Consider the following 12628-nt stretch of genomic DNA (forward strand, 5'->3'; position numbering starts at 1 on the left):
CGCCTCAATGCGGCGGCCTCAGTGTTGCAGCGTTAATAAATTCCGTAGTCAGCAGGAAGCTTATTGTAGATCTCTTCCATGGCCAGTTCGGCCAGGGCCTCTTCGTCTTCGCGATCAACTTCGCTGATTAAGGCATCCCACTTTTCGTAGGTCGCGATAAAATCATCAATCAGCGCCTCGGGGTCTTCAACGCCATACTCATCGCGGGCCTTATCGTAGACATTGGCCAAGGCCTCATCGCGGAAAGCCTCCACGGAAGCCATCAGATCCTCTTCGGGCTCGTAGATGTTGTTGCCATGAGAAGCGGCTTCTTCCAGTGCGGCTTCAGAAGCGCCCAGATACTGGACAATCATGCGGGTCATTGCCTTGGCAGTCGCTTCTTTGAAGACATCACGTTCCTCATCGTTGAGGCTAGCCCAGAAGCCCGAATTGAAGCCCCACTGAGGGCCAGACCAATACATGCCGGTAGGCAGCAGCGTGGTGTGCTCGGCAACCTCCCACAATGACCGGTCAATCAAGTCGTTAGCCGCATTAGAGGCACAGTCCAACGAGCCACGATCGAGGCCGCTATACATCTCACTGGAAGGCACATTGACGGGCGTTCCCCCGGCTTGCTCGACCCAGGCGGAAACAGTCGAGCCAGCCGTACGAATACGTTTACCGCGTAGCTCTTCCAGGTTTCGGACTGGCTCGCGGCAGAACAGCACATAGGAAGGCGTGTTATAGGCGCCCAGGTAGACAATATCCAGCTCCTCCCACTCGGCTAGCTGAGTGGGATTATTAAGGCTGAAGTCTGTCACCGCCAGTATGCCAATCAGCGGGTCATCATAGTTAAACCCCAATTCCTGCACGGCATTCGCGACCGGCATTTCAGAAGGCGTGTAGATAGCCGCATGGTGAGCAACCTGAACCACGTTATCCTGGATACCCTGCAGGTTAGCCCGTGGTGCCAGCAGTACGGTGCCGGTATAAACCTCGGGTTGCAGTTCGCCGTTCGAGAGTTCCTTGACCATTTCTGCCCACTCGATGTAACCGTAACGGGAGTGGGGATGTTGTTGGTCGTAGAACGAATTGGCAATAAAGGAAGTTGCGGCATGGGCCGAAGAAGCAACAACAGGCAAGACCAGCGCTCCAACGGCGAGTGTCAGCGTATTACGAGTGAAGTTCATATAGTTTCCTGGGCCGATTTAATCGGCTGTTTTTTTCTGTTGTATTGTTTCATCTTGTTGACACGTCACCAGCTGTGGCGCGTGTACATAATTCAATCTAGACTTCAAATAATAAAAAAACAAGCAGGTCTGTTTGTTTTTGATACGGCCTGCTTCGCATAGAAAGGTTAAGCAATGAAAATAAAAGAAAATCCTACTCGGCTGGATATTGCGGGTACCTGGCGAGGGATTCGCATGATGCTGCCTTTAGCGGTTTTTACGATCGCGTTTGGATTGGCGTTTGGCGTAGCCGCCGTGCACCAAGGGTTGGCCGGCTGGGAAGCGATGCTAATGAGCCTGTTTGTCTTCGCGGCTCCATCGCAATTTGCTGCCCTAGAGATGTGGCATTCGCCTCTGCCACTGCTTGCTCTGGCAGCGGTCACACTCGCGATTCATACCCGGCATATGCTAATGAGTGCGGCGCTCTATCCCTGGCTCAAGGCGTTACCTCAACGCCAGCAATTCGCTATGGTGATACTGCTAACCGACTCCAACTGGGCAATGGCGCTGGGCGAGTATCAGCGCGGTGAGCGAAACTTGGGCATTCTTCTAGGTGGTGGGATCGCGTTGTGGGGCGCCTGGGTCGTCGGCACGGCGGTAGGGTTAGCCTTTGGCGGAGGCATTACCGAGCCTGAACGCTTCGGCCTTGATGTGATCATGCTGTGCTTTCTGCTGATGATCGTTGTTGGTGGAAACCCAAGAGCGGCAATGGCCCTACCCTGGCTGGCAGCAGCGGCTAGTGCATTAATGGCGTACTGGTGGTTGCCGCCTTACCTACATGTGATGGTGGGTGCCATTACCGGTGGCGTGGTGGCCGTATTGTTGCCTGGACGCTGGTTCAGGGAAAGCGCCTCATGATCCCATCGCCCGTATGGCAGTCGTTGATAGCCATCACGCTAATGGTGGTAATTGCTTATGGCTCCAGAGTGCTGGGGCTGCTAATCATGTCACGTGTGCCGCTAGGCCCACGCGTTAGGCGATTCGTCGATGCCATGTCTAGCTCAGTCCTGATTGCCGTCATTACGCCTATTATCGTGCATGGTGACGGTGGCGTTCGGCTCGCGGCCATTGCGGCGGGTACGGTGGCGGTAGTGATGAGGAATCCGTTGGTATCGATTGCAATGGGCATGCTTTGTGCTGCGGGTTGGCGGTGGTGGGTTGGGTAATATTGGGGGACTTGAAAGTTTTAGACGTGCGCAGGGCGTAACTAGAATCAGATATACCGCAGCTCCAGGGACTAATTACTCCCTGCTTTTGAAATAGGTAAATATAGAAATGGTGGGCCCAGTAGGACTTGAACCTACGACCAAGGGATTATGAGTTCGCTTTTAAAACAATAAGTTACTGACACACAAGGAAAAGCAACCGTAATCGAGCGAAAGGTACAGTTCTTTGGAATCAGTAGCTTAGCGAAGTTTGAGGGTACCATACGAAGCTGGTGTGTGTACCGCTGGTGTACTGAAATTACACGCCTATCGTCAACTCAAATTATGTCCTTGTTCATCACCAGAGCCTAACTCGGCTCGGAGTTCACTTGCCAGATGGCTCGCCAAATCAGCCAATCCCTCTAGCCGGGACAACTTGTCTATCAGAGCAGCATCTTGCTTGTTTTTATCAGTTTCTCCCGCTTCGTTGTTTCCTAAGATCAACTTCACGATTGGCCTCTCGGCTCCTTCTTCTGCGCCGGCCTGGCGAGCTAGCTCAACCCAAGGCTCAGCTTTAGAAGCTGCCTGATGTGACGCAGAGCGCAGTGCGAACTGGATTAGTAAGCGAGCTGTGTAGTCTATCCCCATCGCGAGATCGAGCCACTGCTTGGTTTCTTCGTCTACATCCGCAGTCGCTGCCTCTCGAAGTGCTTGGGGATAGTAACGGTAATCGGTTTGTTCCACATCCAGAGATGCGAGCACCCTTAGCACCGGTTCAAGCTCTCCCAATGGTCGAAGATGCCTTGGAATGGTATCTCGATATTTCCATAGCTCTAGAATTGCCTTCGCACAGTCAACATGAGCCTTTTCTTTGGCCTCAGCAGGGGCCTTTTCGGCCATATCAATCCGCTGTGCTAAATAATGAGCCATCCAAGATGCCAAAAGGTCATCTTTAAAATCAAGCTGATCAACCAACTTTTTACCAAGTTCTAATACAGCTTTAGAGCGCGTGAGGGACACCATCTTCCTCCATCAGATAATAGCGAGCATACGGCTGTGGATATCGACCAAACTCATCATTTCCTCTGTCGTGCCGAGGTGGCCGACGTCGAATCTCAACGCTCAGAATAAGACAATAATCAGGGTGTGCATTGAGAAGTCGCTTTAGAAAACCTCTATTGCCGCTGAGCCTCCAACCTGGGATTGTCTCCATCTCTTGCCCATATCCCTGAGTGCGGGTCCATGTCTCACTGCGAAGCAAACATTCAATCCCACTTCGCCAGGTACGGCCATCCTCTGACGCAACCAACCCCATCTTCTTAATCTCATCATCAGAAGGCCTAGGTCCAGGAAAGTGTAAGCTCTTAGCCCATGGATCACCTTCGTCTAGCCTAGCTGGGTCACTCTCGTCCGTTACCCAGGCCTTAAGCTTCAGGATTCCAGCTTCCATATCTTCGCTGAATCTAGCGTTGGGAAGGGTAAAATGACCTAGCTCAGGTGCTGTTTGAAGAGCCGCTACCAGCGCCTCAGCTCCGACTCGAGAAGTCAGCGCACTGCCGACGGAAACCGTCTCATAATAACCATCCTCGCCTCCATTCCAGTGCCCCTTGAGAACAGTCATGCTATCTTCAGTCACTAGCATTTGATCAAGATAGTCTGCCGTTACGCTCCAGCACCATAGCTTGTCGTTGTAGCCTTCAGGTGACGGGGGCTCCTTGACGAGCCGAGGATCTCGTTGATCGGCAAGCCATTTTCCATCGGCGCGGGTCAGAAGATAACTCGACAGCCAATCGCGAAACTCATCTATAGATTCGTCAGCTTGGCGTCGCACAGGCTGTTCTTTCAGTAGAGCCGCAGCCACTAGCATCATGGCGTGATACCCATGGTAAGCGCATAAGTCATCTGTTGTAGGCAGGCTACCGTGCGCGTGAGATGTTTCTCTGTCACCGAAAATTCTCCTCAGCAAACGAGAGTCTTCCTGCCATCTACTCCCACCATTCCAGCCCATATGTTCCCCTAGGGCATGACGTGCACGTCTCTCGATAGCCTCCTGACTGAGGCCGAATGCTCGCCCAAGGGGGGCAAACCAGTACGGGCCAATGTCCATGCCAAAGTAATACTTCTCGTCATCGCTGAGTGCTTCATCGACTTTGAATGCTTTGTCCTCAATAGGATCCAGCCAGCCATTAAAAACCTTCTCTGGCAAAATAGGCCAGTTAACAGTATCAAGATCATCGAACTCGTTAGCATCCAACTCACCAGCGACCATCAAGGTTCGAAGCGCCTGACTTGCGAGCTCCCGTATCAAGACATGCTCTTCACGCAGCCAAAATCGTAGAAATGGCACAGACGACCTTAGGGCCGATGCATTTTCAAGTCCACCACGTGCAAGACCGATTAGAAGCCATTGTCGCGCGTGCCAAACATAGAACGGTAATTCTTGATCAATAAAGGGAAGCGGTACATCGGTATTCGCCCAGTCGATGAGCACCTTTAGAAACTCGGCCCAGTCCAGTTCAACCATAGACCTTACTACGTGTGCGCATTGCCAACGCTCTGAAACTATCGGTGAACCTAACCCCACCCAGATGTAGCCAGCTAAGGAGGAAATCAAGGACTGAGGCGGTTGCAGCTCAGTACGCCAGGGCCCGTTACCATCCTCCAACCGAAGCATATCCTCAAGAAGGTCCATTCCAAAGTTCAGTGCTTCATCAGCCTGTTCCGGTGAGAGACAGGATACGAGAGGATCAACCAACTGGAAGAAGTCGCCCGCACTTAGGACATCCACCTGTAAAGCGAACCCCTCGAGAGTGGCTTGGACCACATCCTGATCGGCCACAAGACCATCTTTGTGGAGCTTCTCAAACGGTATCAGGACGCCCCATCCGCGCCGTTGGACTCGCTCAGGCTCGCGACGGCATACTGATAGCACCGCATCTCGCACGGCCTTCTGGAAAGACAACTGCTTCAGTGGCTGCGAGAGTATTGTATCCAGCAAATATCGCAATTTAAATATTCCGAAATCTGGCGAGGCGGCGATGGCGTGAACCAGTTCAGGTTCCCTGCCAATCCTCACTCGTGCGAATGCTTCTTGGAAGAAAGCGTTGAATTCGTACGGAGGATCATAGGTACTGATAGCAGCATAGGCCGATTGGAGTGAGTCAGCATCGGCCAAATCGATTCCTTGGAAGATGGTGTCCCAGTCAGGTGAGCGTCGCTCCTTCGCCACGGGGGAATGGCAAGGCTTCGATATATCCTTTTCATTCGTTGAGTCGCCATTGTGTGTGGCAGCAAGAAGGCGGTGGATGTCGGGAAATTTGAGATCATATGTTTTACTCAACTCACTGAGTTCGAGCAAGGTCTCGCATCTCAATGGCTGCACCCGAATGTAGCGATAGGAGATATGGGCAGACACGTAACGCCGAACAGAATCGACTTCCTCCGCAACAACACGCTTCAAGTCCGATAAACGATCCCAACCGGCCTCAATCCCCCCGAAGGCTATGGGCGTTATAACCGGAAGGCTGCCTTGTGCCATGAGGCGGTAGATTACGAGTGGCAGCAGGCGCTCTGGATCACCGAATCTGCGATCGCGCCACTGACTGAGGATAGATAAAGCCGAGGATGCACAGAGGTCAGTCAAGGCTTCAGCAGTGCCGTCCCAGTCGAAGTGCTTGTCACGTGTTACATACTCATATGTGAGCTCTGCAACGCGTGATAGTCGGTAGGCTGTCCGTGGCCGGGGATTATTATGCTCTCCTGCAGCTTTGGCAAGATGTAAGAATGCCGCCCAACGATGAAGGTTCTCATCACCGATACGACTTGCAATATCAACTGCGCGATCAAAAAAGACCCCGGCCTCGGCTAGACTCACCGCCAAGATTGCGCGTGCGAGTTTGAGATACGATTCAGCGCGCGACTCTGCGTCCTCTCGTACAGCCTCCAGTGCTTGGTAAGCCTCTGCCGCGAAATCCAATGCCAATGACTCGAACCCCTCTGCACGAGCAGCCATGCGGCACAAAGCTATCAAGGTATCTGGCCAAAGCGGATCTTTTTGTTGAGATAGCCATGACTTAAATGATTCTAATTCTGGAGCCTTGGCGACACCAGCATCCCGCAAGAGTCTTAACCATTCTAGCGCAACAGCCTGCCGCAGACTTTGGTCTTGCCGATACATTCGGGATGCTGAGGCGTTACTCTGATTAAGAGCTTCCGCGATTGCAATAGACCAATCTGAAGGGAAGCGATCACAGATGATCTCAGCGGAGAGCACAACCCAAGGCAAGAGGCCGCCGACTTCCTGCTGGAAGATATCGGCATCTCGGCTGCGCCCATACTGATTCCGCGAGTCCAGTTGCTCACGCACCTCAGAGGGCGCAACATCGATCAGGGCGAGTCTTTCCCCCCGTAGAGCGGCTTCAAGAGCGTAGGCACGGAGCATCGGTGCACGATCAAACCCGAAACGACTAGCCAAGTCCGCGGGAGGTTCAGGAGGAAGGTAACGTTGAATAATCGCTACCCATACACTCGGCTCTGGCGGTAGCACACGTAAGGCGAGTTCCACTGCGGATCGGACGGCGTAAAGAACCGTCCATTTTTCGTTCCACTCTTGATATTCATGCAGCTTAACACGCCGATCACCGAGCAGCCGCAGCAGCCGCATCAAAGGTTTTGTGGTGATTCGGTGGCCCACTACACTTGATTCGCTGATAAGTCCCAAAAGCAGCCACACATCATTCCCGCTAGACTCAGCAAGAACATTAAGTTGCTCATATTGCCCCAAATCGATAAGTCTTCGCCCCAAGCGGCGTCCCACATCGAAAGCAAAATGTCGAGGTCTCCACCTTCTCACAAATTGGGCTGCCGCCTCGCCTCCCCGCAGACGCAGTATTGCTAGAGTAAGCTCTACCCTGTCCTCATGACTTACATTTTCCTGTTCACGTTCCTCTTGGGGCAGGCGGGCCCAAGCCTCCAGCCAATCCATGGCCATACGGAGCCGGCTAAATGCAACTGCAGAAAACTCATCGCGTCCGGAGAGAAGGCCTGCATCATAGGCATGACGAGAGCCCATCCAACCCGAACTGAAAACTCTCTGTGAAACAATCTCCTCAATACGATCTGGAGCCATAAGCTGGGCCACTAGATCAGTGTTCTCTTGAATGAGATTATTCTGGCGTTGTTCCCCAGCACACTCCGCGCCACACTTTAGGGCAAGTTTCGCCGCTGCTACATAGCGCCTCTGTTGAAGGCAGGCTTTCAAAGCGAAAGTTAGTCGCTGTAGCTCGACATCCCGCTTTTCAAGTGGATTTACAGTAGGAAGCCTCTCTCCAGAAAGGGCCAGCTCTACCAGTTCATCCATCCTCCCAGCTTCCAAGAGTAGCTGCGGTAGCATTGCCGCGGCGTAGGAACTCTGTGCAGCGAGCGGCCGCAAACATTCAAGAAAATGAGTAAGTGCTGTCGCATCGGGCTTAAACCGCTCACGAAACCAAGTTTCGCTTGGCTCGTCGCGAAAATGGAGACTATCGCCTTTTACCAGTAACGGGCGGCTTAGCCCTAGAGCAAAGCTTCGGACAGCGCTCTCAGAGGTCTGGGATAGTTTTGCTAGAACAGTGACTGGTACCAAGGGACGAAGAATTGCAAGCCCTTGGCAGATTACGTCAATCTGTGATGCTTCAACGCTCCCTTCTAGGTCACGCAGTCGTGCAACTTCGACTTCGAGTAATTCGCCGATCGTACGATCTACCGTTGTCGGTTCAGGCCCAAGCCGCCTAAGCATTTCCTGCAGTGGTAAGCCTTGAGAAATCACCAATGCCTGGACGCGCGGGTTCGAACTGCTGAGAATAGCAAATTCTGCAACGTCATGACCGGTCGCTGCAGGATAGAATCTACGAAGATGGTGTGCGCTTTCGTTCTCGCTAAAGGGACGAAGCTCTATCTCATGCGCTTCAGGCGATGCACCAAGACGCGAACGACGATGTGTCCGGCAAGTAAATGCCAGACGAATCCCATCTGGCAGCGGAATCCGAATAAGGTCTCTAACAAAGCTTGATGGCTCTCCTTGTTCCTCAGCAGCCATTTCTGCATTATCGGCGGCATCAATAATCAAGCAAAGGAGTGCTTCGGGAGCGCTCGCCCGCAACAGCTCAACTGCTTGTTTTAGGCGGTGCAAGAAAGCACGCATATACTGCTTTGTGTCGGCATAGGCGGTCGGTATCAGCGGATGACACAGACCCTGAGCAGCTAGTTCATTAGCTATCTGTACTAGAGCATCACGGTGTCGATGCCGAAAATTAATTGAGCTGCGATATAGACCATCGCCGAAGCAATCATAGAGAACGGCCTCAGAGCCAATCGGCATCGATGCCACCAATCGAGCGGCAAGCACAGATTTTCCCACGCCGCCATCTGCATGGATAACGATGGGATGCTCGGCAGCAAGAAGAGCCTGAAGAATCTCCTGCTCCTGTTCACGAGGCAAGGTACCCGCCTGGTCTGAGATTAGGCAAGGCGCAGGTTGTAACTGTTCCTCGGATGCCTTTAGCGCGCGCAGGACATCGTGGCGGTGGATCGATGGATCTGATTCAAACTCTGTTGTTGCCTTGCGAGTGATGAGATCTTTCAACTGGATTGGAGCGTCATAGTCCGCATCTGGCAGGTAAGCGCTGATATCATAGGCTAATAAATGACGCTGTTCCCAGAGAGCTCCCTCGCCACCCTTCGTGAAGAAAAGTTTGAAAAATTGCGCTGCCTGAGTTTTATCGATCCCAGCGTATTCGATAAGCACTTTATGTAGATTCGGATGTTGAGCTGCATTCCCTGACGCGAGGTCTGCTAAGGCTTCCCTGACCTTGGTTTCGATCGGGCGATTTGTTATGAACTCAAACCGAAACCGCTGTATCACATCTGCATCATTAAAGCGCTCCACAAGCTGCACGTAACGTTCAGCGAAGCCCTTAATTGTTTTTTTCAGTCCGCTTGCCGTCCAAGGCTCATTAGCAGCTCGCGTGGAATGTTTGAGTTGGATATAACGGATAAGCCGAGCTTTATGAAGACTTTCTGCACCAAAATACAAACCAACATCAATAAGCTGTTCACCAGCTTCAATCTCGTCACTTTCGTCCTCTTTCGCCGAAGCACCCTCAATGGTTATAGCAACGAGATCAGTCTGCCCGGGGAGGAGTTTAAGACATTGACGAGCAGCCCAGTGGTAATGAAATTGATCGCCATCCCGGCTCGGTCGGACTAATTCATGCCCAGACATCAAACGTCTCCCCACACATTAAAATCATAGTGAATAGCATAACGACAGATTGACATCTTAGTAGGATAACCACATCTGTTTAGATAGAAAGCAGCCATGATATTTATTCATCCAACATATAGATTTTGCGGAAATCCATCTCGATTCGACCTCTCCAACAGCAACTTGAGTATCAACAGCGAAAACTGCCTACCCGTTTCCTTATCCTCTAGCAACGGTATGCTGAGTTTCTCGTAGTGGCTGAGATCGCCGAGCACGGCGTGGTACCCCTCTTCGGGAATAGGCCGTGCGTCACAGGTCTTCGCTGTGGCTGCCAACCTGGGCCATCATTGCCTCGTCACGCTCGTTGCGATCGGCGATGCCGTTGGCGAATTGCAGCTTGTCGTCGTCACCGGCCTCGGCGCCGCAGAGGTCGTTGAGCCGAACGATTATCTCGGCCAAGCGCTGCTTCTCGGGGTCATGGGGCTTACCTGAGCCCACCTCGCTGACGGCCCCTACCTTAAGGTCGTAGCCGCCGGCCATGCTGGCCCTTCGACCATAGGCCGTCATGGCCTCGATAATGTCCCGCTGGAACTGAGCTTCCCAGCTGTCCACCATGCCCCCTACGCGTAGCGTAATTATGCGTAACAGCCTAGCGCTGCAAGGATATAAGGAGAAGTCTATTAGGCTGTTAATCCGCCAGGGCACACCGCATCATTGTCGAAGCCTGCCCAAGGCCAGCTCCAACAGCTCTAGTGACTGACGGTGCTTGTCAGCCCCCATCTTCAGGATATTGGCGAGCTTCCAGCGCACAGCAGGCAGCCGTTCGACGCCCGGCAGCGGGAGCAGCGCCCAATCAGGCGCTCCCTGCTTAAAAGACAGCAGGAAGCGAACGTCTTCATCCGTCATCAGCTGACCCAGCCGCGACAGTAGCTCATCGCGGGCGCTCTCCAGTTCCTGCAATGGCAGGTCACCCCTGGCCATCCCGACAAACTCCTGCCGGTAAACGTCATCCAGTGGTTTCAGCCTAGGATTAATCACTTCGTTCAAGGGCCTGGGATGCCCCAGCAGATAGACCAGGAAGCCTTCAAACACGCTGCGATCCAAGCCGCCCTGGTTCAGAAGCAGCTTCACATCGAAAAGGTCACGGGGGTGCTGGCGATCCAGCGCGGCGCAGATCTTGCCGCCATAGAGATCCGGCAGTGACACCACCCGCACCGCAGCGAAGCCGTAATCGTCCTCTACTGCTTCAACTACATCGCGCTCCTGAGGCGGGTGCAGGGTGCCTCGCAGTACCGGCGATACTTCCACCTTCACCTGGCTACGCCCTCGGCGCACCAGGATCCTCAGCTCGTCTCGGCGGTTATCCTGAAGTTCGGCCCGCACGTCTGGCAGCCGAGCGCTGAAGGCCTGTGCGAGGCGCTGCAGCGCCTCGCGGCAGCGTCGCAATGCCTCGTCACGGGGCTCCAGCGGCAGGTAGGCCAAGTCGATATCGACCGATAAACGGGGTAATGGCTGTACGAAGAGGTTGATGGCCGTACCGCCCTTCAGGGCAAAGCACGGCTCGTCATTGAGAAAAGGCAGCAGTGATACCAACAGGCTGACCTGTTCGTGGTAGCGAGCGTCAATCGACATGCTGGAACGCCTCCGGCACCGTTACCTGATACTCCATGTCCAGCTTGCCGCCTTGGCAAAGTTGCCGCTTACCTTTGCCGAGATCTAGTCGGCGAGGTTCCAGGCGACCGTACCAGGCATGCCCAGCGTGTCGAGCCAGCACCAGGAAGGCCCGCTTGGTTCTCACCGAACGGCACCCCTCCAGCAATGCCTGCAGCCGGCGCGGACGCAGCGTATTGAGCCCGACGAAGGTGTCGACCAGCTCACTACTGAACAGCAACTCATTCGACGTAACGGCGATCCACTCCAGGACGGCTCGCTCTGGGGTCGATACCTGCAAGCTGAAGGCCCTGCCATCCGGCGCGTAGTCCGTAAAGCTGCCGGGAAGCTGCGCTGGCAGGCCCTTTTCAGAGTGGAGCACCATCCGCCCTGCCCACTCGGCATCATTCAACCACCGGGGCAGCCGAGCGGCCTCCTTGCCATACAGGTACGTCGTGCTCTCCCCCATGGGTAGATAGTGGGCAAAACCATGCAGTGCCAGGGCCGTCTGACCACCCGGCCAAAGCGGTGGTAAGCCCGTGTGGTCGCTCGCCTGCAGGGCGAAGACAGCGCTCTCCCAGGTAAGAGGCTCCCCCGCTTGGCAGTAGGCACCGTGCCCCACGCGTTGCAGCCAGCCACTGCTGGCCAGCTTACGCGCCTGATCAGATGTGACGCCGTGTGACGCCAGCCAAGCGGTCGTCACGACCGCGCCATACGGGATTTTGTGCAGCAATTGGTTTATTTTCACGTGAAAAAGCGGCCTTAAATTCCGTCTTTAGAGTAAATAATAAACCACGTTAGTTTATCTTCAAGCTCAAAATCGCCATTCAAGGCCGCTTTTATGACAGAAATTAAACCGGAGGCTGAGTCTCCGCTCCTGCTTAAGCCCAAATTTAGCGGGAGGAAGCTTGAGGGACGAAGCCAGGCAGAGAAGGCCGCTACAGGGGACAAAGCGGCCACACATCACGTCAACCCTGATAGTGCGTGTACTTTTTCGCACTTCCCTTCACTTGGTCGGCGGGATATTTCTCCGCATTCTTCTCCATCTTCGCCCGGCATGCCGCTTCAATATCCAAGTCCAGCTTGCCCGCCAGCCGAATCAGATAGAGCTGAACATCGGCAATTTCGTCGCGCACGGCAGCCAGTTGCTGCTCATCCAGCTCCCTGGACTGCGCCTCGGTCAGCCACTGAAAGCACTCCTGCAGCTCTGCTGCCTCCACCGTCAACGCCATGGCCAGGTTCTTGGGCGAGTGGAACTGATCCCAGTCACGCTCGGTGACGAACTGATCCATTGCGTCACGGAGTTGCTTGAACGGGTCTGACATCTTGGGCTCACCTGGTTCTGCGGTATCGGATAGCGGTGAGTATGCCTGCTCTGTCGC

9 protein-coding genes are annotated in these 12628 nt (G+C 53.9%); 2 read left to right on the forward strand and 7 right to left on the reverse strand.

Translation table 11 applies throughout. The annotated features are described in order from the left end of the window. Window positions 1–32: 32 nt before the first annotated feature. Window positions 33–1169, reverse strand: a complete 1137-nt coding sequence (locus RO22_RS10720; RefSeq protein WP_027958584.1) for a C4-dicarboxylate TRAP transporter substrate-binding protein — start codon at window positions 1167–1169, stop codon at window positions 33–35. Between the two features lie 174 nt (window positions 1170–1343). Between RO22_RS10720 and RO22_RS10725 the strand changes: the two genes are divergently transcribed. Next, window positions 1344–2066, forward strand: a complete 723-nt coding sequence (locus RO22_RS10725; protein WP_027958585.1) for an AzlC family ABC transporter permease — start codon at window positions 1344–1346, stop codon at window positions 2064–2066. Next, a complete protein-coding gene (locus RO22_RS10730; RefSeq protein ID WP_027958586.1) occupies window positions 2063–2374 on the forward strand; it encodes an AzlD family protein in 312 nt (103 codons plus the stop codon). Before RO22_RS10725 ends, RO22_RS10730 begins: the two co-directional genes overlap by 4 nt. Window positions 2375–2686: 312 nt before the next feature. On the opposite strand, the gene avs3b is transcribed toward RO22_RS10730, so the two are convergent. The 6 genes from avs3b to RO22_RS10760 all read right to left on the reverse strand — a co-directional run bounded on the left by avs3b (window position 2687) and on the right by RO22_RS10760 (window position 12571). Then, entirely contained in the window at window positions 2687–3376 is a 690-nt protein-coding gene (avs3b, locus tag RO22_RS10735; RefSeq protein ID WP_027958587.1) for an AVAST type 3 anti-phage proein Avs3b, read from the reverse strand. Continuing rightward, a complete protein-coding gene (locus RO22_RS10740) occupies window positions 3354–9614 on the reverse strand; it encodes an NACHT domain-containing protein (protein ID WP_041158298.1) in 6261 nt (2086 codons plus the stop codon). Before RO22_RS10740 ends, avs3b begins: the two co-directional genes overlap by 23 nt. Window positions 9615–9905: 291 nt before the next feature. Further along, the gene (locus RO22_RS10745) at window positions 9906–10301 is read right to left on the reverse strand and encodes a hypothetical protein (RefSeq protein ID WP_152618905.1); all 396 of its coding nucleotides are present in this window, start codon (window positions 10299–10301) and stop codon (window positions 9906–9908) included. A gap of 6 nt (window positions 10302–10307) precedes the next feature. Next, entirely contained in the window at window positions 10308–11228 is a 921-nt protein-coding gene (locus tag RO22_RS10750; protein ID WP_027958590.1) for a nucleotidyl transferase AbiEii/AbiGii toxin family protein, read from the reverse strand. After that, window positions 11218–11994, reverse strand: a complete 777-nt coding sequence (locus tag RO22_RS10755; RefSeq protein WP_027958591.1) for a type IV toxin-antitoxin system AbiEi family antitoxin domain-containing protein — start codon at window positions 11992–11994, stop codon at window positions 11218–11220. The genes RO22_RS10750 and RO22_RS10755 overlap by 11 nt, the downstream gene beginning before the upstream one ends. A 220-nt stretch (window positions 11995–12214) precedes the next feature. Further along, a complete protein-coding gene (locus tag RO22_RS10760; RefSeq protein WP_027958592.1) occupies window positions 12215–12571 on the reverse strand; it encodes a nucleotide pyrophosphohydrolase in 357 nt (118 codons plus the stop codon). Window positions 12572–12628 lie beyond the last annotated feature (57 nt).

This window comes from Halomonas sp. KHS3, from assembly GCF_000830495.1.
GTDB classification, from domain to species: Bacteria; Pseudomonadota; Gammaproteobacteria; order Pseudomonadales; family Halomonadaceae; genus Vreelandella; species Vreelandella titanicae.

Excerpts from the sequence above, each read along its gene's own strand:
- RO22_RS10760 (WP_027958592.1), bottom strand. The coding sequence starts at position 12,571 with ATGTCAGACCCGTTCAAGCAACTCCGTGACGCAATGGATCAGTTCGTC.
- RO22_RS10720 (WP_027958584.1), bottom strand. The coding sequence starts at position 1,169 with ATGAACTTCACTCGTAATACGCTGACACTCGCCGTTGGAGCGCTGGTC.
- RO22_RS10750 (WP_027958590.1), bottom strand. The coding sequence starts at position 11,228 with ATGTCGATTGACGCTCGCTACCACGAACAGGTCAGCCTGTTGGTATCA.
- avs3b (WP_027958587.1), bottom strand. The coding sequence starts at position 3,376 with ATGGTGTCCCTCACGCGCTCTAAAGCTGTATTAGAACTTGGTAAAAAG.
- RO22_RS10725 (WP_027958585.1), top strand. The coding sequence starts at position 1,344 with ATGAAAATAAAAGAAAATCCTACTCGGCTGGATATTGCGGGTACCTGG.
- RO22_RS10730 (WP_027958586.1), top strand. The coding sequence starts at position 2,063 with ATGATCCCATCGCCCGTATGGCAGTCGTTGATAGCCATCACGCTAATG.
- RO22_RS10740 (WP_041158298.1), bottom strand. The coding sequence starts at position 9,614 with ATGTCTGGGCATGAATTAGTCCGACCGAGCCGGGATGGCGATCAATTT.